Source organism: Galbibacter kalidii, from assembly GCF_026241135.1.
Taxonomy (GTDB): Bacteria; Bacteroidota; Bacteroidia; order Flavobacteriales; family Flavobacteriaceae; genus Galbibacter.
The window spans coordinates 50,970-73,449 of sequence record NZ_JAPFGA010000011.1; the positions used below are offsets into that span (position 1 = coordinate 50,970).

General features: G+C 32.6%; 25 protein-coding genes. 12 read left to right on the forward strand and 13 right to left on the reverse strand.

The window, feature by feature from the left end; translation table 11 throughout:
• The first annotated feature begins 105 nt into the window (after positions 1–105).
• The 3 genes from OOZ15_RS11965 to OOZ15_RS11975 all read left to right on the forward strand — a co-directional run bounded on the left by OOZ15_RS11965 (position 106) and on the right by OOZ15_RS11975 (position 2,071).
• On the forward strand, positions 106–594 hold the full coding sequence (locus OOZ15_RS11965; RefSeq protein WP_265956651.1) for a hypothetical protein: 489 nt from the start codon (positions 106–108) through the stop codon (positions 592–594).
• 297 nt (positions 595–891) lie between these two features.
• Positions 892–1,749: a helix-turn-helix domain-containing protein gene (locus OOZ15_RS11970; protein WP_265956652.1), complete on the forward strand. Its 858-nt coding sequence runs from the start codon at positions 892–894 to the stop codon at positions 1,747–1,749.
• 25 nt (positions 1,750–1,774) lie between these two features.
• Positions 1,775–2,071 (forward strand): helix-turn-helix domain-containing protein, encoded by a 297-nt coding sequence (locus tag OOZ15_RS11975; protein WP_265956653.1) that lies wholly within the window; start codon positions 1,775–1,777, stop codon positions 2,069–2,071.
• Between the two features lie 364 nt (positions 2,072–2,435).
• Here OOZ15_RS11975 and OOZ15_RS11980 read toward each other — a convergent pair whose 3' ends face one another.
• From OOZ15_RS11980 to OOZ15_RS11995, 4 genes are all read right to left on the reverse strand, one after another.
• Positions 2,436–2,612, reverse strand: coding sequence for a hypothetical protein (locus tag OOZ15_RS11980; RefSeq protein ID WP_265956654.1), 177 nt, complete (start codon positions 2,610–2,612; stop codon positions 2,436–2,438).
• A gap of 7 nt (positions 2,613–2,619) precedes the next feature.
• On the reverse strand, positions 2,620–2,841 hold the full coding sequence (locus OOZ15_RS11985) for a hypothetical protein (RefSeq protein WP_265956655.1): 222 nt from the start codon (positions 2,839–2,841) through the stop codon (positions 2,620–2,622).
• Positions 2,842–2,968: 127 nt separating this feature from the next.
• Positions 2,969–3,373 (reverse strand): DUF5675 family protein, encoded by a 405-nt coding sequence (locus OOZ15_RS11990; RefSeq protein ID WP_265956656.1) that lies wholly within the window; start codon positions 3,371–3,373, stop codon positions 2,969–2,971.
• Between the two features lie 3 nt (positions 3,374–3,376).
• On the reverse strand, positions 3,377–4,132 hold the full coding sequence (locus OOZ15_RS11995) for a hypothetical protein (protein WP_265956657.1): 756 nt from the start codon (positions 4,130–4,132) through the stop codon (positions 3,377–3,379).
• Between the two features lie 329 nt (positions 4,133–4,461).
• On the opposite strand from OOZ15_RS11995, the gene OOZ15_RS12000 reads away from it, so the two are divergent.
• From OOZ15_RS12000 to OOZ15_RS12020, 5 genes are all read left to right on the forward strand, one after another.
• Positions 4,462–4,659 (forward strand): hypothetical protein, encoded by a 198-nt coding sequence (locus tag OOZ15_RS12000; protein WP_265956658.1) that lies wholly within the window; start codon positions 4,462–4,464, stop codon positions 4,657–4,659.
• Between the two features lie 468 nt (positions 4,660–5,127).
• Positions 5,128–5,370 carry a ribbon-helix-helix domain-containing protein gene (locus tag OOZ15_RS12005; RefSeq protein ID WP_265956659.1) on the forward strand — a complete coding sequence of 81 codons (243 nt, stop codon included), beginning with the start codon at positions 5,128–5,130 and terminating at the stop codon, positions 5,368–5,370.
• On the forward strand, positions 5,371–5,643 hold the full coding sequence (locus OOZ15_RS12010) for a type II toxin-antitoxin system RelE/ParE family toxin (RefSeq protein ID WP_265956660.1): 273 nt from the start codon (positions 5,371–5,373) through the stop codon (positions 5,641–5,643).
• A 956-nt stretch (positions 5,644–6,599) separates the two neighbouring features.
• Entirely contained in the window at positions 6,600–6,779 is a 180-nt protein-coding gene (locus tag OOZ15_RS12015) for a hypothetical protein (protein WP_265956661.1), read from the forward strand.
• Complete coding sequence (locus OOZ15_RS12020) at positions 6,780–7,325, forward strand: hypothetical protein (RefSeq protein ID WP_265956662.1); 546 nt, start codon at positions 6,780–6,782, stop codon at positions 7,323–7,325.
• A 175-nt stretch (positions 7,326–7,500) separates the two neighbouring features.
• Here the strand turns inward: OOZ15_RS12020 and OOZ15_RS12025 are convergent, their stop codons facing one another.
• The 3 genes from OOZ15_RS12025 to OOZ15_RS12035 all read right to left on the reverse strand — a co-directional run bounded on the left by OOZ15_RS12025 (position 7,501) and on the right by OOZ15_RS12035 (position 11,527).
• Positions 7,501–8,928, reverse strand: coding sequence for a UDP-glucose 6-dehydrogenase (locus tag OOZ15_RS12025; protein ID WP_265956760.1), 1,428 nt, complete (start codon positions 8,926–8,928; stop codon positions 7,501–7,503).
• 120 nt (positions 8,929–9,048) lie between these two features.
• Positions 9,049–10,035, reverse strand: coding sequence for a UDP-glucuronic acid decarboxylase family protein (locus OOZ15_RS12030; RefSeq protein WP_265956663.1), 987 nt, complete (start codon positions 10,033–10,035; stop codon positions 9,049–9,051).
• Positions 10,036–10,180: 145 nt separating this feature from the next.
• The gene (locus OOZ15_RS12035) at positions 10,181–11,527 is read right to left on the reverse strand and encodes an exopolysaccharide biosynthesis polyprenyl glycosylphosphotransferase (RefSeq protein ID WP_265956664.1); all 1,347 of its coding nucleotides are present in this window, start codon (positions 11,525–11,527) and stop codon (positions 10,181–10,183) included.
• A 326-nt stretch (positions 11,528–11,853) separates the two neighbouring features.
• Between OOZ15_RS12035 and OOZ15_RS12040 the strand changes: the two genes are divergently transcribed.
• The 4 genes from OOZ15_RS12040 (at position 11,854) to OOZ15_RS12050 (ending at position 16,321) form a co-directional block, all read left to right on the forward strand.
• Positions 11,854–13,104, forward strand: coding sequence for a lipopolysaccharide biosynthesis protein (locus tag OOZ15_RS12040; protein WP_265956665.1), 1,251 nt, complete (start codon positions 11,854–11,856; stop codon positions 13,102–13,104).
• A gap of 74 nt (positions 13,105–13,178) precedes the next feature.
• Positions 13,179–14,315, forward strand: a complete 1,137-nt coding sequence (locus OOZ15_RS12045) for a hypothetical protein (protein ID WP_265956666.1) — start codon at positions 13,179–13,181, stop codon at positions 14,313–14,315.
• Between the two features lie 451 nt (positions 14,316–14,766).
• Complete coding sequence (locus OOZ15_RS20450; protein WP_416337322.1) at positions 14,767–15,570, forward strand: O-antigen ligase family protein; 804 nt, start codon at positions 14,767–14,769, stop codon at positions 15,568–15,570.
• Entirely contained in the window at positions 15,563–16,321 is a 759-nt protein-coding gene (locus OOZ15_RS12050; protein ID WP_265956667.1) for a glycosyltransferase family 2 protein, read from the forward strand. The genes OOZ15_RS20450 and OOZ15_RS12050 overlap by 8 nt, the downstream gene beginning before the upstream one ends.
• On the opposite strand, the gene OOZ15_RS12055 is transcribed toward OOZ15_RS12050, so the two are convergent.
• The 6 genes from OOZ15_RS12055 to OOZ15_RS12080 form a co-directional block, all read right to left on the reverse strand.
• Positions 16,262–17,650 (reverse strand): hypothetical protein, encoded by a 1,389-nt coding sequence (locus OOZ15_RS12055; RefSeq protein ID WP_265956668.1) that lies wholly within the window; start codon positions 17,648–17,650, stop codon positions 16,262–16,264. The genes OOZ15_RS12050 and OOZ15_RS12055 overlap by 60 nt on opposite strands.
• Before the next feature lie 92 nt (positions 17,651–17,742).
• Positions 17,743–18,432, reverse strand: a complete 690-nt coding sequence (locus tag OOZ15_RS12060) for an acylneuraminate cytidylyltransferase family protein (protein WP_265956669.1) — start codon at positions 18,430–18,432, stop codon at positions 17,743–17,745.
• Positions 18,433–19,479 carry a nucleotidyltransferase family protein gene (locus OOZ15_RS12065; RefSeq protein WP_265956670.1) on the reverse strand — a complete coding sequence of 349 codons (1,047 nt, stop codon included), beginning with the start codon at positions 19,477–19,479 and terminating at the stop codon, positions 18,433–18,435.
• Complete coding sequence (gene neuC, locus OOZ15_RS12070; RefSeq protein WP_265956671.1) at positions 19,466–20,578, reverse strand: UDP-N-acetylglucosamine 2-epimerase; 1,113 nt, start codon at positions 20,576–20,578, stop codon at positions 19,466–19,468. Before neuC ends, OOZ15_RS12065 begins: the two co-directional genes overlap by 14 nt.
• On the reverse strand, positions 20,575–21,576 hold the full coding sequence (neuB, locus tag OOZ15_RS12075) for an N-acetylneuraminate synthase (protein WP_265956672.1): 1,002 nt from the start codon (positions 21,574–21,576) through the stop codon (positions 20,575–20,577). Before neuB ends, neuC begins: the two co-directional genes overlap by 4 nt.
• Positions 21,569–22,480, reverse strand: a complete 912-nt coding sequence (locus tag OOZ15_RS12080) for a methionyl-tRNA formyltransferase (protein ID WP_265956673.1) — start codon at positions 22,478–22,480, stop codon at positions 21,569–21,571. The genes neuB and OOZ15_RS12080 overlap by 8 nt, the downstream gene beginning before the upstream one ends.

The window sequence follows — 22,480 nt, forward strand, 5'->3', positions numbered from 1 at the left end:
TCGAATTCAAACACCAAAAACCACCTGATCATCTCAGGTGAATAGTTCTGCTTATCCGGATAAAAGAACTGATAAAATCATCAGTAATCTTTTAAAAATTTAAACATGAAACATCTAATATACCTTATGCCCCTATTTGTCATATTATTAACTGCTTGCAGTCAAGACAGCAGTGCTTATGAAACGGAAAAACTTTATACTGCGCCTGCGGCAAACCACAATGAACCTCTGCATAACCTTATTGCAAACTCCCATTTAAGTCCGGAGGCGCAAAGCAGTCTTTTCTCTTTTACCGAGAATATACTCCAACTACAACACGGTTCACAGCAGGCACTTTACAGCTACCTTACAACTTATAAAGCCGGCGTGACCAACAGTAAGGTTTTAAATGATGAGGACAAACGTGTCATTCTCACCATGGTTTCTTTAAGCAAAAATCATTACGATTCGTTTGCACCCCATCAAATGGCTACCGGTGGTGAAGAGGGAGAAGATGACGATGATGGCGATCGCGAAGACCCTGATTGGGATTTAGTAGTAACCGATATGATTGATATGACAGAAAGAACCCTGGGAAACAGTATGTCTGAATGACCCAAGAACAATAGGCCTGAAGGTGTCTAAAAAGTCTGCTTTGCACATATTGTCATGCTGAGCTTGTCGAAGCACAGTCGAAGGGCTGTACTGAGCAATGTCACCCTGTGCTGAGCCTGTCGAAGCATCGAAGGACGTCGAAGACAATTTGATTTTCAATGAATTATAATTCGATACTTCGACTGTACTAAGTACAACATAGCTCAGTATAACAGCTGACTCTATAACTTTTTAAGCACCTTCTTCCCTATAGTTCCGTCCCCCCTTCCCTACTATTAGAAATCTTACTACTAAAACTTGAAACCGAAAGCCTACCATAACACACCACCAAACAGTTTTGTCGTTTATTTCCTGACCAGTACCGATCAGGTAAAAACAATCAACACTGCCCTTAACAGCCATGATTATACCATTGTACTGGTAAAAAATGGCAGATTGCGGTTAAAGGTCAACAAAGTATTTATAGTCATAAAAAAAGGAGAGGCGCTCATCCTTCCGATAAACGGTTATGGCACTATTGTAAAACCTACGGGGAAACTGTTTGCAGCTGTACTTTCCTTTAAAACAGCATTTATCTTCCAAAGTGTCAAATACCAAGAATCCATTCCCTTGTTCTTGTTTTTAATGCTTAAACCTTTCTCAAGGGTAAAGATAGATGAAAAACAAGCTGAACTGCTTGTCTCATTATTTAAATATTTAAGGAAAAACCAAGTAAAAAAATACTTTCCAAAACTACATCAACATATTATTTCAATAACATTTCAGTTGATACTATTGATCCTTTACCAACTATATTCACACCCGGATGAATCAAAAGTTTTAAGCTCCCCGCAAAATAAAAAATTAGTATTGCAATTTTTCCACCTCGTGCACGCTAACTTTAAAAAGGAGCACCGGGTTAAATTTTATGCAGATAAGCTATACATAACTACAGACCACCTTTATAAAACCATAAAAAAGGTAACAGGAAAATCTCCCATAAACTTTATACACCTATACCTGATAAGGGAGGCCTCCATACTATTAATAGAAGGAAATACCATAAAACAAATCAGCAACCACTTAGGGTTTAAAAGCCCTTCCCTCTTCGGAAAATTCTTTAAAAGGCACACAGGTTATACCCCCTCACATTACCAACAAACAAAAAATCAATAAAAGCCAAAATCATAAATTTTATACCATGCAAACCTTTTTAATAACAGCAAAACAATTAAATCATTTCAAACAAGAACTGATAGAAGAAATTAAATTACTGGTAAAGGAAACCAGAAAAAGCAGGGAAAGCCATTGGATACGTTCGGCCCAGGTCAGGGAAATACTGCAGATCAGTTCCAGTTCACTGCAAAAATTACGCAATAATGGTTCGATCCCGTTCACTAAGGTAGATGGCCTTATTTTTTACAACCGAAATCATATAGAACAATTGTTGTTAAACAATATCAACAAAACCGATGAAAATTCAGATGGTGATGGATAATAAGTATAACCAAAGGAGGGTTCGGTTAATTGAGTTGATTGGGGAATAGTTATTCAAAGTTTAAAGTTCAAGGTTCAAAATTGAAGATTAATAGGTGGGGATGGGTTAATTGGTCTTCGACAGAGCCTGACTGACAATAGTAGCATGATGAACAAAAGAAGTAGAATGTCATCCTGAGCTTAGCCTGTGCTGAACATAGTTTCAGTATGTCGAAGGGTTGACGAAGTATCGAAGGGCTTTTAAAGCACTGAAGTGCAAACAAAACGGTATGTCATCCTGAGCCTGTCGAAGGGCTGTGCTGACCGCAGCGTCAGCATAACGAAACATCACCAAAAAGCCCGGACTATGCCGGGCTTTTCCATACCTACTTTTTAAGTAGTCTGACCAACCATCTTAGAAGCATGGTAATTAAAAAACTAACTACCGCTCCTATGGCAGCCATAATAATGGTTAATAACACATCATCCGATCTAATGGTGGGCAGCATTCCAAAAACAGTTCCGCCCGTAAAACTAAATTTATAAATAGTATTATTTTCCATTATAATACTATTTCACTTTAGCTTCACCATCAAACACTACAGCCTGGCACACAGCAGTAGCCACCGTACCGGCCACAACCATATACGAAGCGATACTGACTACCGTAGCCGGCAACGCAACAGGTGCTGCTACTATAACACCTCCCGCAGCAGCCAGTGCCACTCCAACATTCCGAAACACCCTGAAAAACTTCGGTGTCGGTTTTTGATAACGTTCTATGATTTTCATGATTTTACTTTTTTATGATTAAACAATTTAAATCGATAAATGTTTGTTATAAACCAACCCTTGAAGGGTTAACACCAGCAAGAACCTTAATACTTAGTACTCAATACTTAGTACTTGATACTTAACACTAATGCGCTTTCGAAACAATCCTTAAAAACAATCCTTCCTTAAGCTTCCTCGACCGCTCGTAATACAAAAACAACCTGTCGAGTGCTGTTTTGGAAAAGACGCCTTTCCCCATACCCGTAAGCTGACTTACAGGCGCAATACAGCCCCTGAGCTCTTCGGGGGCGTTGTTTGCCGGATGTATCAGTATGCCGTCCCTGTCTGGCACCATCCCTATCTTAAAGTGCGGACCAAACCTATGGGTAGTCCGCAATGTAAGCGGGTAACATCCATCCGGGATACACGAAATGTTCCGTCGGTTCTCTTTCCAGGGCAACTCTATGGTAAAACAGATAAAGTCCCCTTGGTAATAGAGAGCACCAATGGTGCTCTCTTTAAAATGGGTTCGCAATAAAACCAGTTCCATTGGTTATGGTTTATCGATCCCCACTACAGCCAGGGCGTTAAACGACCCGTTCCTCAACGGGTACATCTGTCCGTTTACCTCTTGATAGAAGTTAACCCCCATGACCTGTAACAACGGTAAGGTACTATCGGCCGTTACATTGGCGCTCATGTCAATGGCCGGTACCTCTTGTGCACCCCAGGGGGTAATAGCAGTTTTATTGCTATTGAACACAAAGGCATTACCATTAAAATCGAGTTCTGCCATTCCGAGTACGATCTCAAAATGCATAGTTCCGCTCGGCGCGATAATATACTCGTTGGCCGTAAAAGCGTCAATTTGAAGCTGTAAACTTCCTGCCACCCTGTCCAGGTTTAAAGCATAAGCAGAGTATAAAGCGCTATCAAGCTTACCGTTGCCATTAAAATTAAAACCTTCGAGGGGTTCCATAACACCATCGGCTATAGTCCTGAGACCACGTCCGTTAACGGTATCGGTTTTAATAATAGCCAGCAGTTCCTTGGTCAGACGTGAGTTCACACGTGGGTCTTTGGCATTTTTAAGCAGGGGCAAAATAGCCTTTCGTATAAGCTTACTGCCCAGTCCTGCACGTGCAAATTCCGCATTGTTTTCGCGGGTACGCTGAAAAGCAGGGTGGTTTTCAAGCCGCTTTTTGTCTATGCCTCCCTTTTTGCGGGCCACATAGCCATCGGCAGTTTTGTAAAAGGTAACCCCATCCATGGTACCTTTTAGTTTAATAATTCCATCTTGTTTTGCCATAATAATAATTGTTATGTATTAAACTCCTGTAAGGCGCTCTTACAGTAATGGAAATGATCGAATTACTGCAGTATTTTTTCATTTCTGAGACGAACTTATAACAGTCAAAAACAAGAAGGAAATTTCCAATTCCGTTATTGCAGGTATTTGCCCATACCGACCTTTTTTGCCGACAAATACAAATAAGTATTTTTAACATCATAAAAAATCCAAACCTTGTTATTGGTCGAATTTTCTTACGTAAAAGTAGAGGTAAATCCTGTTTATTCTTATATTTAAAGGCATGTTCCCCCCTATCAACCCCCAGGATACCCCCTAGATAAGCCCATATGCGTATTAAAAGAGTGTGTATTTATCCAAAAGATATCCAACGGATTACGGGTAAGAGTATCCGTAGTTCCAGAAACCTGTATAAAAACATCAGGGAATACTTCGAAAAAGAACCCCATCAATTTGTTTCTATACAAGAATTTGCCATCTATTCCGGTATTGAATTGGAAATAGTTAAGGAATATATTACCGGTTGACTTTAACATGAATTGTACTCATTTTTAAGCATGCTGAGCAATCTAAAGTAAATTCCAATCCCCAAATTCCAATTTCCAAAAAAGATTAATTGAGTTAATTAGGATGATTGGTTAATTGGTCTTCGACAGAGCCTGTGCTGAGTTTATCGAAGTACTCAGACTGACATTAGTGGTATTATGAACAAAAGAAATAAAATGTCATCCTGAGCTTAGCAATGTCACCCTGAGCCTGTCGAAGGGCTGTACTGAGCTCCTGTGCTGAACATGGTTTCAGTATATCGAAGGGTTGTCGAAGGGCTCTGCTGAACTTAGTTTCAGTAGGCAAGGATTTGTATAGGAACAGCTTTTCCAAAGTTTTGAACTTTGGAAAAGCCATGAGAAATTCAACTCTTAGCAAGAATTTGGTTAAGCTCTTGTTTTGGTGCGTTTTTGGTGTATATTTGTATTAAATACACACAATATAGTATCATGGCAAGGCAAACAATAACAATTAACAAACCCAACGACCTTTGGATGAAACACCAGCTTGAAAAAAATGAATACTCAAGCAAAAGTGAATTGATCAACGATTTGATCCGTAGGCAAAGGGAACAGGAAGAAGAACGCATGTGGCTCAGGAATGAACTAATCAAGGGCGAAGAAAGCGGCATTTCAAACAAAACCATGGCCGAAATATTGCAAGTCGCCAAAGAACGTGCTAAAAAAGGTTAAATGAAGTATGTCTTAACGCGACAGGCAGAAGAAGACCTAATCCAAATATATCTTTATGGTTTAAGCCGCTTCGGAGTCTCACAGGCTGAAAAATACCATAACTCTTTTGAAAAAGCGTTTAAGAGAATAGCCAAAAACCCGGAAATGTTCCCCAAGGCTTTCCATATCCGGAAGAGATATCAATATTGTGTACATGTGTCGCACACCATCTTTTTTACCGTAGAAAACTCTATTAGGATCGTTAGGATTATTGGGAAACAAAAATTTCCCTAAACTTTTTTATAGGGGGAGAAGCCTTTTCTGTTTTGATTCCAAATAAATTTCAATTCTTCTCTTTATATTTGCTGAAGAGGCTGTCTAAAAAGTCCTGAATGAACTTGATTTGTCAGTCTGAGCTTGTCGAAGACTTGCTGGTTTTTAGTGAATTATGCTTCGACGCCCTTCGACAGGCTCAGGGTGACATTACTTAGCATGACATCAGAATTTACAGCTTTTTAGACAGCCTCTTGAAGTTAAAAAAACCATAATTATAAATGCTCTTTACCAGACAAGGCCGGTATTCCGGATTTTTAAAGCCCATTTCCTACGCCATTGATTTGGGTATTATTTAACTACTCTTCTTCTTTTTTAGCTTCTTCTTTAAACTCTCCATTTTCTTTTTCATAAACGTCTTTCGTTTAAGGTTAGCAAAGCTATAATCCAATCTGTAGAAAAGGTAGGCTATTGTTATACTTTTAAGATGTGCAATAATTATGTTTTTGTGTTGTACAAATATTATTTTATGTTGTTAAAAACAAATTAATAACATCCTTTTAAAAATCAACCACTTTATCTAAAACAGGATCGACAGTTACAAGAATTTTTAATGCCCAATCAAACCCAAACTCTACTACATTAATTTTGATTATAGGCGCTATGGGGTTCAAATTGAATGACTTTTCCAAAATATATGATTCATTAAAGGATAATGACATCCTAGATTTTAAAAAGAAAAATTCCAGAAAGAAAACTAAATAATGTATTGTCAATCTCTAGTGAATGGTTGTTTAATAAAGAATTAGGTAAGTGAATCCAGATTACTAAATCTATTTAATTCCTTCTTTTATCAAGCCTTAATCATAAAGTTTACTTATCAACAAGGCAATTAACATAAATTAATAATATCAAAGCCTTTAATTACTTAACAACTCCTTTTTTATTTTTGTTATACAACATAATTATATAGTTTCATGTCTAAATTTACACGAAAGTCAAAAAGTAATCATTCCCGTCGTCCTATAAAAACAAAAGGTGTACGTATGGGGTGGACTTCTATTGAAAAGGCTGTAAAAGTAAAACTACAAGACACTATAGAAGAAGGAAAGGTTGAAACAATTAATAAAAAGAACTCTCCTATCTTAGTACCTTAAATGCAAATCACTGCATCAGGATATCCTGTCAAATTTATTCAAACTCATCCAGAGAACAGCCAACATTGTAAAAGATATGTTTATAAGTTCTTTTCTCCAGAAACTGGACTACTTTACATAATTAACGCTGATTATCATGAACATGATTTTTTTGCAATTAAATTTTATGCAAAAAAGGACAAGCGCAGCGATAAGAAATTTTCCAAAGTAGTCAACAAAGGAGATGTAAGCAACATACTGGTTACTTGTGCTAGTGTTATACCACGACTTTTGAAAATGTACGCCAATGCTTCATTTGGATTTATTGGTTCAAGGACCATAGATATCAAAGCACAAAAAATTGAAAGTTATAAAAACAATCAACGCTATCGATTATACAAGTATCACATACCTCAATTAATTGGGGGAGTTACCTTTATGCACAAGTCCTATGAAAACATTAGTGCTTATATTTTACTAAATAAGAACTTACCGAATCTCAACTTACATGAAAAAAGAATAAAAGCTATGATTATTAAGACATATCCAAATATATTAAACATTTAAGCAGTTTCTCATACAGATATTTTCGATATGAACTCGTGTAAACTTTTCATCCCCTGTTCCGTTCAGATGGGCTGTCGAAGTATTATCGAATTATAAGGTTTTGACATAGGATTTCAAAACATAGGACTTAAGACAGAATTGTAACATTTTTAGTTGACTGGAATTTGTAAAAAAACTACATTTTTTTAACGCTCGATTTTGCCAACGCTCCGGCCTCCCCTATTTTATAATACACAAAACCGATTTCTTTCAGTTTGTTTTTATCGAGGATGCCGCGACCATCGAAGACAAAGGCCGGTTTTTGCATATTATTATATATCTTTTTCCAATCGTAGTCTGTGAACTCATCCCATTCCGTTAACACTGCAATCGCATGGGCTCCTTGACAAGACTCGTAAGGATCGTCACAGACCGTCAACCCTTCCCTGTTTTCTTCGGAAGAACGGGTATTGAGGTAATCCAGATCGGCATACATGCGTTCGGCTTTTACTTTGGGGTCATAGACTGCTATGTCCGACTGTTCGTTCAGCAGATCGTCTGCTACATAGATGGCCGCTGATTCCCGGGTATCGTTGGTATCCTTTTTAAAGGCCCAGCCCAAAAAGGTTATTTTCTTTCCTGAAACCGTATTAAACAAGCTACTTACAATATTCTCTGCAAAACGCCTTTTTTGATGGTCGTTCATAATAATTACCTGTTCCCAATAGTCGGCCACTTCATTTAATCCATAGGATTTAGCTATATACACCAGATTGAGAATGTCCTTTTGAAAACAAGAGCCTCCAAAACCTACCGAGGCTTTTAAGAATTTCGGTCCAACACGGGAATCCATTCCGATAGCCTTAGCTACCTCATTAACATCGGCACCTGTTTTTTCGCATAATTCCGAAATAGCATTAATAGAAGACACCCGCTGTGCCAAAAACGCATTGGCTGTTAGTTTTGACAATTCTGATGACCATACATTAGTCGTCAGAATATTATCCTTTGACACCCAATTAGCATATATTTCAACTAGTGCCTGAATAGCCTTTTCTCCTTCCGGGGTGGTTTCACCCCCAATCAGTACCCGATCCGGAGCTAAAAGATCTTGTATGGCTGTTCCTTCCGCTAAAAACTCAGGATTAGAAAGAATTTGGAATTTAAACCCATTCCCTGTATTCTCCAAAATACTCTTTAAAGTTTCTGCAGTTCGAACCGGTAAAGTCGATTTTTCAACTACAATTTTATCTGATGTAGAAACCCTAGCTATTTGGCGAGCACAAAGTTCAATATATTTTAAATCAGCTGCCATATCCTTACCCTTTCCATAGGTCTTGGTCGGGGTATTTACCGAAATAAAGATCATTTCGGCCTCGTCGATGGCTTTATCGACATCAGTAGAGAAAAAGAGGTTCCTGCCACGGGCTTCTTTTACCACTTCGTCCAGTCCCGGTTCATAGACCGGTAGTTTGCTTACATCCTCATCGTTCCAGGCAGCGATCCTCGCTTTATTGATATCGACTACGGTCACTTTTATATGCGGACACTTTTGGGCAATCATCGCCATAGTTGGGCCGCCTACATATCCTGCACCTATACAGCAAATATTCTTTATATTCATCATACAATAATTCTTTTTGAGGCTGACAAAAGTACTATATTTTAGTTTCCTTACAAATAAGCAGGTTTATAGAATTTTTTAGTCCGGTTTATTAGGGTGAGTATATTTTTAATGTACTCCTTATTTTTTAATATGCTTAGAAAAATCTTTATGTTCTTTCTTATTAAGTTCCTCCTCCGATAACGATTTAAAATAATCAAAAGTTAATTTCATACCCTTTTCTCTCCCTACTTTAGGTTCCCATCCTAAAATTTCTTTTGCTTTACTAATATCCGGTTGGCGTTGCAGGGGGTCATTTTGAGGTAGCGATTTATATACAACTTTCTGATTTGTTCCGGTTAGATTAATAATTTCTTCTGCAAAATCTTTAATTGTTATTTCATGGGGATTACCAATATTTACCGGTAAATTATAGTCGCTCATTAACAACTTAAATATACCTTCTATTTGATCATCAACATAACAAAAAGAACGGGTTTGGCTACCATCACCAAACACTGTAAGATCTTCTCCTCTTAATGCTTGTCCCATAAATGCCGGAATTACACGACCATCATTGAGTCTCATTTTGGGTCCATAGGTATTAAAAATCCTGACAATCCGTGTATCTACATTATGAAACCTATGATAAGCCATTGTAATTGATTCTTGAAAGCGTTTGGCTTCGTCATAAACCCCTCTAGGTCCTATGGTATTTACATTGCCATAGTATTCTTCGGTTTGAGGGTGCACAAGAGGATCTCCATAGACTTCAGAAGTTGAAGCTATTAATATCCTGGCTTTTTTATCTTTTGCTAAACCTAACAAGTTATGTGTACCCAAAGCCCCCACTTTCAGGGTTTGAATTGGGATTTTTAAATAATCAATAGGACTTGCCGGAGATGCAAAGTGCAAAATATAATCAAGTTTTCCGGAAACATGTACAAATTTTGTCACATCATGATTATAAAACTCAAACTTTTCAAGTTTGAAAAGGTGTTCAATATTTTTGAGATCACCTGTAATAAGATTATCCATTCCGATAACATGATAACCTTCCTTAATAAACCTATCGCAAAGATGTGATCCTAAAAAACCTGCTGCTCCGGTAATTAATATTCTTTTCATAATACTATTTTAAGGTCTTCCTATTAAAAAATATTTGTATTCATTTTGAGTAAGTCTTAATTAATCATATCTATTAAACAGAATTACCCTTTGTTTAATGTCTTTGATTATAGTAAAATAAGGTATTTTTAAATTCACTAAATTGTTAATACGCTTTTTCTTCTCCTTTAAACACATTCATTATTGTTTGTACTATTATTTTTACATCTAGCATCATAGACCAATTTTCCACATAAAAAATATCATACCTTATCCTATTTTGCATATCTGAATCTTTTTCTATCTCTCCTCTATATCCATTTACTTGAGCAAGACCCGTGATCCCAGGTTTAATAGTATAACGAACCATAAATTTATCAATTTTACCCCTGTAACCTGTTGTATGACTCATTAATAAAGGACGAGGTCCGACAACAGACATATTTCCAAGTAAAACATTATAGAATTGTGGTAGTTCATCTATACTTGTTTTCCGTATAAATCTTCCAACTTTTGTCACCCTCATATCTCCCTTAGTTGCTTGCTCTTTATCTGAATCCTTATTCATTCCCATTGACCTAAATTTATAGCAGGCAAACAAATCATAATCATTCCCATATCTCATTTGCTTAAAAAATATAGGCCCTTTTGATTCTAATTTTATCAAAATCGCCATTAAAGGAGTAAGCCATGACAGTAATCCAATAATTACAATTAAAGAAAAGAAAATATCAAAAATTCTTTTTGAAAAATGATTTACTATACTTTTTAATGGGATATCCCTTATATATAGTACAGGAACGTAATCATAATATTCAAACTTTAACTTTTTTTCAAAAATATGTTTGTTATCAGGAATAAACTTAAGTGTTCGTAAATTATTATCAGCGAAGTTAATTAACTTAGTTATTTGTTCATCAGACAACTCTGATACTGAGCAATATATTTCTTTAATATTATTTTTAATAATATAATCAAAACAATCTTCCTCTTGAGAAAAAAAGCTTTTAATATTAAATTGTTTTAAAACCCTATATCCATAATCAATTCGCTGATTAAAAATTTTAATTAGCTGATCTGTTTTTTTGTTTTTCCCTATAATTATAACATTAACAGCATTTCTGCTTTTATATGCTTTTATAAAATAAAAGGTTAGTATTTTTGTTATAGAAATACACAGAAACAACGTTAAATAAAATTCTCCAAAACCTAATCTGGCAACATTTGGTTCTTTAAAAAAACCTATAAACGCATAAAGAGCAACAAAAAACAAGATGAATTGATCAAGGGTTGCTCTAGCTAGCTGAAGTAAATTAGAGTAACATTTAGATGAGTAAAAATCATTCTTGACCGACAAAACAATCCACATCACAGATATATATATACTAAACAGAATAGGGGTTAATAGCTTAAAATTAAAGTAATAAGCTAATAGGTTTATTATCAACAAATCAATGATTGCAAGTGATGGTAATAAGTATTCTATATCATTTTTGTACTTTGAAAAAATCATGTGTATTACTTAATGTATATATTTAGTATGTAACTCTTCTAATTTTATTTATTATGCAGGTTGAACTCTGCTTCAAACTTTATTAATGTTTTTTTTTAATTTCTTCTTCACAACCTAGTAGAGAGGAACACTACATATATAAATTTTATCTCAATCTTTCGTGTAGTAGTTTTAATAACTGGTTTCTTCCTTTGTATCCTGACCCCCAAATATAATTGTAACTTTCACGACAAAAACATTAATCGCACAAAAATAATTTTATTTTTGTACATCCATAGAATAATCTGCCATTTATTATTTTTCCACACCAAGGAACAACTAACTATATGACAAAAAAGCTAAAATCTCTAATAATAAATTTCAGCAGTTATACAATAATAAATCTGTTCAATTCACTGACACCGTTTATTATTCTTCCTTTATTGACTAAAAATTTATCTAAAAGCGATATCGGAATAATTGATTTGTTTACAACATCTTCTCTGTTTTTAACCCCTGTAATTGGGTTATGCATGATTCAATCAATCAGCAAGCTTTATTTTACAGTATCAAATAAATCAAAATATTTATCTACTCTAGCTACATGCCTCCTAATAATAGGGGGAATAACCTGTATAGGAACTATTTTAATTTTATATTCAACCAACCTAATTCATTACCCTCCTGATAAAAAGTTATTAATTCTTTTGATTGTCATATATGTATTTGAAACCCTCATAATTGAGGGATATTTGATTTTAAAACGTAATGAAGAACAAATAAAACAATTTGCTTGGTTAAGACTTAGCAAAGCTGTCCTAGATATAATTTTAACTTTTACCCTTTTATATTATTACGACAATTATAACGCCAGGATTTTTTCATTAATACTTTCCTCTTCAATTACTGTTTTTATAATCTTATATCACATAATCAAAGCTCCTTATTTTAAGCTGCTTATTGACAAGGCTCTTATTCAAAAAATACTCATATATTCTTCCCCTTTAATATTACATACTTTCTTTAATAATATCCTTAATTATAGTGATCGGTACTTTATTAATGAGTTTTTAGGCACTTCTGAGTTAGGTAAGTATTCAGTAATATACCAAATGTGCATGATTATGAGCTTATTTATTAATTCATTTAGCATGGCATGGACCCCTTATTTTATGAAAAATATGGCAATTAACGAAACCACCTTTATGACAACTTTCTTTAGAACATACAAATACTACAGCTTACTATTATTGATTGGAGCTATTTTAATGTTCTTCATTATGCCTTTGGTTTATGAATTTTATATAGGAAAAGAATACTTAGTTGATAAATCAATATATTTCTCATTATTATTAGGGTATTTTTTTCAAGGTTTATACCGATTTAAAATAAACATACTTTTTTTCAAAGAATGTACATTCACCATAGCTAAATTATCCTTTATTAGCGCATCAGTTAATTTACTTTTAAATTTTTTCCTTGTAGATAAGTGGGGATTATTTGGAGCTGCCTTTGCAACATTAATATCCTATTTTATCTTATTTTTGTCCTTAGAGTTCATTCTGTTACTCATGAAAAAAAGAAGCAACCACCTATAAATAACAACTATAACGACTAGAATTTTAAAATGATATATATACTAATTATAATATACATTCTGAATATCTTTTATTTGAAGAAAAAGAGACTCTTTACTAGTTCTTTTATTATTCACTTTTTCTTTTTAACTATCGTTTTTATAGGACCGTGTATTTATTATGAATTAGGATTTACAGTTTACTCCAATAGCTTTGATTGGGTTGATGTTATCACATTTGAAAAATACAGCATCTTTGTTTTTTCCTGTACATTAATTTACTCTTATTTTCTTAGTCATACTAAAAAAACCATTTTAAATTCATTATTCAGTAACTATTCTCAAAAAAACAAGTCTCTATTATTTTTATATTTTATATTTTGGTATTCTATAGTTGCCTTATATCTTTTAATTTATTTTAAAGAACTACCTGTCATAAAATTTATATTCACCGGTATTCTTCCCGAAAGATTAGACAAATCTGAATCGGTAAAATTCTTTTACACTCTATCTTCAATCTTCATGGTTTTCATACCATCCGGCTACTTTTACTTTATTACCCTGCTCAAAGGTAATTTAACAAAATTCTTATTATTGCTATTCGTTATATTTATATTAACATCTGGAGGGCATAAAGGTTTAACCGCTTTTTTTATCATATTTGCTCTAATGTTTTCTGGCTACAAATTTAATTTGAAATACATTCTTATCTTAGGAATTTCAGTAATTGGCTTATTGTCTATTTATACAGTTACTAAGGGGAAAAAAATCAATAAAGAAACTCTGGTCTATTTATTAGAGTCCCCACCTAGACGTTTTTTTGTAACTCAAGGATCTGCATTTATTACAAGAATATCAATGGATCGCAAAAACCTATATAAAGGAAATGTCCATGAATACCAAGTAATTAAAAATGAAACCTATAAAGAAATTTACCCCCATTATAAGACATACGGGGCAGCGCCAACAATTTTCATGGGAGATATGCATGTTCGGTATGGTCCAGTTATAACTGGAATAAGTTATATAATTTTTTTATTATTTTGCTTTCCAATAATAAAAGGGCTTGACAATATGCCACAAAGAAAATTACATCTATGGTGGAATTTATTTATATTCTTTTTTCTTTTGGGCATGACAGAAATTTCCATGTTTAGTTCACTAAGATTAATATTAACCATCTTTAATTTATTTGCTATTTTAATACTTCCAAAATTAAAACTTAATGCGTAGTAAATCCATACTGTTAAAAATACCCTATACAATAATTTGTGTTCTATTATTTGTTACGCTTTTCACAAAAGAAAGCATAAACACATTGTTTTTTATTCTTTTTTCATTATCTGCTGGAATCGATCTCATTTTAATGAAAAATAAATTAGGCATAAAAAGGTTTCGTTTTTCAATTATTTTTATGTTTAGCTATTTTAGTGTAGCATCTATTGGTTATTTAATTAATGACAATTCAGATGAAAAATACTTAATCAGACTAATTCCTTTCCTAACAGCTCCTTTATTAATTTTATACTTTAAGCATCATAATAAGGATTTATCAAAAATTATATTCGCTTTTGTAATTTCAAACTTACTATTTCTGTTGTTTCTAGATATTTGGGCTATTTATGACATGATTAGAAATCAATCATTCTATATAACCGAAAATGGCCGGATGTATTATCGCTTCATGTATACTCGATATACTAATCCCGATTTTTTTAATCATATTTATCTAAGTATATATAGTCTTCTTTCTTGTATATTGGTATTACAATATAAACTATTCTCAAAAAAATTAAGATGGTTAATCATAATCTATATCCTAATTCATTTATTCATCCTCGGATCAAGAGCATGTATTATATCAATAATTATTGCGGTATTAATCTATTTAATCTTTTCTTCTTTTGTAAATAAAAAACACTTCAAGTATTTACTCATTTTTTTAACTTCATTAACCTTATTAGCGTCACTTACATATATTTTCAAGAACACTCTTCTATTCAATAGATACTCTCAAGTATTTGAATGGTACAACAAGAAAGACATAATACTTGAAAAAAATTGGTCCATAAACAATAGATTAAAAATTTACATTCTTGGTACTTCAAGTATACAAAATCCTAATTATATAGGAATTAATGGGACAGGAATAGCTGAGCACAAAATTAAAGAGGAATACGAATTAAATTATAAAACTAACTTTCCTTTTATAACAGACACCTATCACACACACAATCAATTTATAAATAATTACTTAGATTGGGGTATAACGGGAGTATTTCTATTATGTGCATTGTTGTTTTTGATTTTAAAAAAGACATTTAAACAAAAACAACTCTGGGTTTCTTATTTTTGGCTATGTTTTGCCATATTATTAATGATGGAAAATATGCTCATACGACAAAGAGGGATTATGCTTTTTATTCTCTTTTATGCTTTATTTATATCGACAAACACTTCATCTACAAAACAAATAGAAAATGAATAATAATCCTCTGGTTTCAATTGTTGTCCCAAATTATAATGGTAAAAAATATCTAAAACAATGTATTGATTCTGTAATAAACCAATCATACAATAATTGGGAATTAATTATCTGTGACGATAATTCAACTGATGACAGCAAAGAAATCATTCACTCATATCAAGATAAGAGAATTGTTCCTCCTATAATGTTGAAACAAAATCAAGGGGCTGCAGTCACGAGAAATATGGCTATCGAAAGGGCTAAAGGTTCTTTCATTGCCTTTTTAGATAATGATGATTATTGGTCTCCTACTAAACTTGAAGAACAACTGAAATTTATGATTGAAAACAAGTACTTATTTACTTATACCAATTATATCCAATTTTCAGAACACAAAAAAAGATATGTGAAATGTGTAAATAGAGTGACAAAAAGTAAGTTATTGAAAAATAACTACATTTTAACCTCAACTGTCATGTATAATGCCCAAAAGCTAGGCAAAATTTATATGGCAAATATTAGAAAACGACAAGACTGGAGCTTATTCATTAATATCATCGAAAAATCAAAATATGCCTACAACCTAAATAAGGATCTAACATATTACAGAAAACATAAAGACTCAATTTCTGCAAAGAAATTGGGCCTAATAAAATATAATTTTAACTTTTATCATAACGTATTAGGTTATAATAAGATTATAAGCTATTTACTAATGCTCCGCTATATCACCTACTATCTGTTGAAAAAATCCAAAGAAAAGTTCTTTTGATATCATAGGAGCCATTATTTCTTTGATTGATAAACTAACTTTTTCTCTATGATACTGTCTGCTTTTCAAATTGGAAATAATCGATTCTAAATCATTTTCATTCTTGGCATAAAAGTTATACTCATTCTCATGGATTAATTCTTTTAGATGCTGTGTATAAAGTCCTTCAATATCTATAGAGATGTTTGGAGTTCCTAAAGCTATACTTTCTAATGCGCAGGTTGAATATATTGTTATATGAAAATCACTATATTTTAAAAGTTGATATGTATTAATATCATTTCTCCTTACAAAATTTCCTTTTTCAGGAAAAGGTATTTTATTCTTTTTATTTCTAGGTTTGAAAATAAAATAAATCTCTGGGAATTTTTCAGTTATCTTATCCATGACTCTTAGCAAATGTCTGTCTGTACTTTCTAATTGACCCGTTACACAAATAACCTTATCAAATCTCTCATAAATTTTTAAAAAATCATCAGGTTTTTCTAATTTAGCATTAACCTCATGGAGGAAAGAATATCCATAGTTTAACGTCTTTTTTTTATCCACTAAGTTTCCATCACTTACTATTTTATTAAAGTAGTTTCCAAAACCAAAAAAATAATCCGGAAGAAAAAAATTTCCATAATTTTTATTGAAGTAATAAGCTCTATGTTCCTTTGTTACTATACCATGTTGTAATTCTATAACCGGTATATTACTTTCTTTACATGCTTTAATTAATCCAAAATTAGAATAATAACAAACCACAAAAACTTTTTTTGGTTTTTTAATTTTAAAAAGTAATTTATAAAATATACTTCCAGCATGATGTCTGTGATAAATCTTTCTTATTTTATCTAGATTAGTATTTAGATGTTCTTCTAAATCACTTAATCTTGATATTTTAGGACGTTTTGTTAATTTTATTATTACAAACTGGATTAGATAAATCCAAGACATTCCTATAAGGAACTCTCCCTTTTGTAATTTCCATTTCTTTGTTTTCCCTTTCGGGACAGGATTCTCAAATAAAATATATTCACCAAAATAGTTCAAAAGACTAGAAGTAATACGATCAAAATGCAAGTTATTTATCTCATATCTGCGCTCTGAATTTGTAAAAACCCAAATATCAGATTTATAAATATTAAAGAATGAAAAAATATCTGAAAAGATGTTTCTCAACAATATTTTGATATTATAACCAGATACCTCTTTTAATATTTCACTGTTCTGTGTATTTAAAGTAATTAAATAACTTTTTATTACTGGCCAAACACATATCCCTTTATGTTCAAGCTGTAAAACATTGTAATTCTTCTCTATTTGGTTTAATGAATTAAGCAAAATTAAATTTTTTAATATAATTTAGTAATACATATCTTTAACTTGCTGTCTCAGTTATCATAATTATACATGATTAACACCTAATTAAATTTCTATAGGTTTCTTTTGACAGACAAACAGCTCTCTGCTATCAACCAATCAAATTTACTGTCTATATCTACAGAACTTGCTTCATCCATTATATATTTTTTTGTCCTTTTAAAAACTAAAGAGTCTGTATCCTTAAACGATTTAACGCTTATAACGTAGATAGCCCCATTATATTCCCATACTTTTGGAGAATCCTGTCTTCTAGTAAAATCTCCTTCTTTTGATTTTATAAGAAAACCTTCTTTATCTTCCTCAAACAAAACATAATATGGGTTTGATTTTGTTTCTTTAACTGAAACCACCATGTCAGTAGAGTCATCAAATAATCTTAATGCCTCTCTAATATGTGTAGATTTTCTAAATGGTGATGTTGGCTGTAATAAAACTATAATTTCCGGATAGTAACCTTGATTTTCACAAAAAGTTAAAGCATGTTTAAGAACATCGTAAGTACTTACTGTATCAGTAGCTAATTCAGAAGGACGAATAAATGGTACTTTTAGACCTGTTTTTTCTGCACATGACTTAATATTATCATCGTCAGTACTTACTATTATATTTTCATCATCAAAAACCTTACGAGCAGCTTCAATAGTATAATGAATTAGGGGCTTTCCATTAAGTAACTTTATGTTTTTTCCCGGCAATCCTTTTGAACCACCTCTGGCTGGTATTACTACTAATGGCTTCATTTAAAATTTTATTTTAAATATATCCCTTTGTGCCTTTTCAAAATCTTCATGTTTTCCAATATCCAACCAATAACCTGCTAAAGGATAAGAAATCACTTTATAATTTTCTTTAATAAGCTTTTCCATTAGGTCAGTTGCGTTATAAAAGGAATCTTTAGGCAACAAATTTAAAATGGACTTCTTCATTAAGTAAATACCTCCATTTGAATAATAAGTATATGTAGGTTTTTCTTTAAAATTCATGATATGCCCATTACTGGTTTCAAGAACTGCATAAGGTATATTCACATTATAGGGTATGGTCACCACAGAGAAATCCGCATCTTGATCAACAAAATCCAAAAAGAAATCTTCATAATCTAAATTAGTAAGCAAGTCAGAATTGGTAACCAGAACATATTCATGTGCAAAATCTTTTATTTTAGACACTGCTCCTATTGTTCCCAAGGGTTCATCCTCCCATACATAGTGAATCTTTGAATTCCGGTCCTTTCCATTCCCAAAATAACTTTCAATCTGTTCTCCCAGATATTTAACCGAAATCCAGAAATCGTCTATCCCGTATTTTGCCAGCCTATTCAGATTATGCTCCATAATTGGTTTATCTCCAACTTTTAATAACGGTTTGGGAGTTGAATCTGTAAGCGGCCTTAATCTTTGCCCCTTACCACCGGCCATTACTACAGCATCAATAGGTAAATATGAACGTACCTCTCTAAAGTTAATCACATTTACAATTATATTGTTTTTATCAACCACCGGAAGAATTTTGAAATTCCCCTCCCTATATTCAATGATTTTTTGAATATCTACCTCTCCTTTTCTAATAAAACGAGGATGATCTTGAATAATCGATTCAACTTTATCATTTATTGAGGCTCCTTTTATCAACCCCCTACGTACATCCCCATCTGTTAAAGAACCTATAAGCTTATCCTCATCATCTACTACAAACAATATGGCATCTTTAGCCAACAGATCAAGCTTTACCAATGCTTCTTTAATTAGATTGCCTTTTATTAACAAATGATCTTTATAGTTTCTCATCTAACTTTTTAATTGTATTTACAATATTTTTTGCGGCTCCATTACGAAAATATACATTTTTACCAGTATAGCTCCCTAAACCAATCGCTTTATTTATCTTTTTATAAATCTCTTTCGAATCAAAAGGAGCATTTAAGATATTCATACTTTGTAAGCGTCCTTTTTGCCTATCCCCTACATTGACAACATACTTCTTAAAAGATGCCGCTTCAATAATGCCACTTGAGGTATTTCCAACCATAGCTTCAGCATATGTCATGGCCGTAAAATAATTTTCTTTTCCAAAGCTCTCTATTAACTTAACATCGTTAGGAAATTGTTTTTTTAAATCTAATAATTCTTTTCTGTAAATTGTTCCTTCCGTATCAGCATTAGGCATGGTGATTACAACATCCATCATCCCTATTATCTTATCAAGGGCATTTTTCATTTCAATGGCATAATCTACATTTCTAGTTACAGAAACAGTTTCCGGGTGAAAAGTTACCAGTATAAAGGGTTTATCCCTCAAGTTAAACTTTTTATAAAACTTTTCTTTAGCAATGGGTACAAACGCATCAATATCATCTAAACTTAAAGAACCAACAGTAAATATATTTGAATCATTACCAATGATAGAAGCAATCTTTTTTGAAAAAGGCTCTGCGGCTGTAAAATGTATGGATGAAGCCAATGTTATCTGATGTCTGTAAATATTATCTATAGCTCCTAAAGTAGTTTCTCCGCCATGGATATGAGCAAATCTAACCCCAAAAGGAATTCCAGCTTGTACTGCAGCACTCATTTCAAAACGATCCCCCAAACAAAAAACTATATCAAATGAATTAATTGCCCAAAATTCGGAAAACTTTAAAACAGTCAAACCATATGCAGATGCAACAGCCACTTCATTATCATTAGTCAGTATAGAGCTTATCTCATAAATTTTTGAGTACCCATCTTTATAAATATCCTCTACAGTATATCCATGAAATTTAGATAAGTGAGTGCCAAAAGCAATAATTTCCAATTCAAAATATGAATCTTCTTTTATAAGCTTTAAAAGAGGTAAATAAATACCGTAATCAGCTCTTGAGCTTGTTAAAACACCTACCTTCATAACAAATCGTCTTCTTCATAATCTTTTTGAGCTACACTCCCTATTACACTATCCCATTTCATAGGTGACAAACCATTTCCCGGCCTCTTAACAGTTATATTTTCCTCAGTAAATAATTCTCCTTTTTTAATTTGCTTATTTGCAACAATACTTTTCCTAGCTATCACTTTATTTTTAACCTCACTTTGACTAGGCTCTTTTCTTCCATGCCCTAATGCTGTCTCTATGTTTCTTATAGCCGTAACCATTTCTTTAAGCTCATGAGGTTCTAAAGACGCCTTATGATCAGGACCATCCATGGTTTTATCAAGAGTAAAATGTTTTTCTATTACCTCTGCCCCCATAGCTACTGCAGCAATAGGCACTTCTATTCCCAATGTATGGTCTGAATATCCTATTGAAACTCCAAACTTCTCTTTAATCGTATTCATTGCCAAAAGATTCACATCTCTCATTGGTGTTGGATATTCCGTGTTGCAATGTAATACCGTGATATTTTTTAATTGTGACCCTGCCTGAATTAATACATTTATCGCATCTTCTATCTCAATCATATCAGCCATACCTGTAGAAAGAATTATAGGCTTGTTTAAACTTCCTATTTTCCTGAGATAGGGCAAATTAGTTATTTCTCCTGAAGGAATTTTGAATAAACCAATATTCAAATCATATAAAAGTTTAATGCTTTCATCGTCAAATCCAGTAGATAAAAATTTTATACTTCTACTTTCACAATATTTAATCAACTCATAGTGAGCTTCTACGTTTAATTCTAGTTTTTTTAACATTTCATATTGTGATTCGACAGAGTCATTCGTATTGACCACTTGGTACTTTGCTTTCTTAGCATTCTTACTAGCTAAGTTTTTTGCTTTAAATGTTTGAAATTTGACATAATCGGCTCCAGCATTTGCCGCCGCATCTATTAATTTTTTTGCCAAACTTATATTCCCATTATGGTTTACACCAGCTTCTGCTATAATTAAACATTTATTCATTTTTATTACTCTTTAAAACTTTCCCTACCTTGAGTTTTCCTGTATATTCTATAACTTCAATATAAGAATCTCCGGTTTTAATATAAAATGTGTCGTTTTTAGTTTTACATAAAATCTGACCAGGCTTTCCTATATAGGATGGAGCATTTGGAATTAATTTTATTTTATTGATTTTGACTTCATTATTATCTAAATATGTTATTCCTTGTGGCCCTGGGACACAAATAGCGCGAATAAAATTAAAAACTCTTCTTGAAGGCTGATCCCAACTAATAATTTCATCCCCAATAGTTCTTATTCCACAATACATCCCCGTTGAATGAATTGATTCTTGTTTTATTCGAGGAACCTTACCATTACCCTCTAGAAAAAGTAAAATTGAATCATAAAGAATTGAGGCACATTCACTATAGGCAATATTTAAAAGCGTTTTATAATCATCATTATCTGTAATAGGAAATATCCTTTGGATAATAATATCTCCCGTATCAATACCTTCATCAACAAAATGAACTGTGATACCGAACTCTTTTTCATCATTAATTAAAGCCCAATTTAAAATATTCCTGCCTCTATAAAAAGGTAACTTCCCTGCATGACAATTAATTATTTTATATTTTGGAATATTTATTATTTCCGATTTAAAAATTTGATTAAAACTCATAGAGACAAATAAATCACAATTATATTTTTCTACTTTCTCTAAAAAACTTTTTGAGTTTATATCTTTAGCCATTACATAATCTATACCATATGTGTTGGCATATTCTTTCAATTTTTCATCCTTGGTATCAAATCTTGGAGTAATAAAATTAATCTCTATATTATTGTTAGAAATAATTTTTTCAAATGCTAAATGAGACCAAGGACCATCAGCAAAATATCCAATTCTTAATTTTCTCAT

Bases quoted from the DNA above. Each gene is read 5' to 3' on its own strand.
- OOZ15_RS11965 (WP_265956651.1), top strand. From the start codon at position 106: ATGAAACATCTAATATACCTTATGCCCCTATTTGTCATATTATTAACT.
- OOZ15_RS11975 (WP_265956653.1), top strand. From the start codon at position 1,775: ATGCAAACCTTTTTAATAACAGCAAAACAATTAAATCATTTCAAACAA.
- OOZ15_RS11980 (WP_265956654.1), bottom strand. From the start codon at position 2,612: ATGGAAAATAATACTATTTATAAATTTAGTTTTACGGGCGGAACTGTT.
- OOZ15_RS11985 (WP_265956655.1), bottom strand. From the start codon at position 2,841: ATGAAAATCATAGAACGTTATCAAAAACCGACACCGAAGTTTTTCAGG.
- OOZ15_RS11990 (WP_265956656.1), bottom strand. From the start codon at position 3,373: ATGGAACTGGTTTTATTGCGAACCCATTTTAAAGAGAGCACCATTGGT.
- OOZ15_RS11995 (WP_265956657.1), bottom strand. From the start codon at position 4,132: ATGGCAAAACAAGATGGAATTATTAAACTAAAAGGTACCATGGATGGG.
- OOZ15_RS12000 (WP_265956658.1), top strand. From the start codon at position 4,462: ATGCGTATTAAAAGAGTGTGTATTTATCCAAAAGATATCCAACGGATT.
- OOZ15_RS12005 (WP_265956659.1), top strand. From the start codon at position 5,128: ATGGCAAGGCAAACAATAACAATTAACAAACCCAACGACCTTTGGATG.
- OOZ15_RS12010 (WP_265956660.1), top strand. From the start codon at position 5,371: ATGAAGTATGTCTTAACGCGACAGGCAGAAGAAGACCTAATCCAAATA.
- OOZ15_RS12015 (WP_265956661.1), top strand. From the start codon at position 6,600: ATGTCTAAATTTACACGAAAGTCAAAAAGTAATCATTCCCGTCGTCCT.
- OOZ15_RS12020 (WP_265956662.1), top strand. From the start codon at position 6,780: ATGCAAATCACTGCATCAGGATATCCTGTCAAATTTATTCAAACTCAT.
- OOZ15_RS12025 (WP_265956760.1), bottom strand. From the start codon at position 8,928: ATGAATATAAAGAATATTTGCTGTATAGGTGCAGGATATGTAGGCGGC.
- OOZ15_RS12030 (WP_265956663.1), bottom strand. From the start codon at position 10,035: ATGAAAAGAATATTAATTACCGGAGCAGCAGGTTTTTTAGGATCACAT.
- OOZ15_RS12035 (WP_265956664.1), bottom strand. From the start codon at position 11,527: ATGATTTTTTCAAAGTACAAAAATGATATAGAATACTTATTACCATCA.
- OOZ15_RS12040 (WP_265956665.1), top strand. From the start codon at position 11,854: ATGACAAAAAAGCTAAAATCTCTAATAATAAATTTCAGCAGTTATACA.
- OOZ15_RS20450 (WP_416337322.1), top strand. From the start codon at position 14,767: ATGTATACTCGATATACTAATCCCGATTTTTTTAATCATATTTATCTA.
- OOZ15_RS12050 (WP_265956667.1), top strand. From the start codon at position 15,563: ATGAATAATAATCCTCTGGTTTCAATTGTTGTCCCAAATTATAATGGT.
- OOZ15_RS12060 (WP_265956669.1), bottom strand. From the start codon at position 18,432: ATGAAGCCATTAGTAGTAATACCAGCCAGAGGTGGTTCAAAAGGATTG.
- OOZ15_RS12065 (WP_265956670.1), bottom strand. From the start codon at position 19,479: ATGAGAAACTATAAAGATCATTTGTTAATAAAAGGCAATCTAATTAAA.
- neuC (WP_265956671.1), bottom strand. From the start codon at position 20,578: ATGAAGGTAGGTGTTTTAACAAGCTCAAGAGCTGATTACGGTATTTAT.
- neuB (WP_265956672.1), bottom strand. From the start codon at position 21,576: ATGAATAAATGTTTAATTATAGCAGAAGCTGGTGTAAACCATAATGGG.
- OOZ15_RS12080 (WP_265956673.1), bottom strand. From the start codon at position 22,480: ATGAGAAAATTAAGAATTGGATATTTTGCTGATGGTCCTTGGTCTCAT.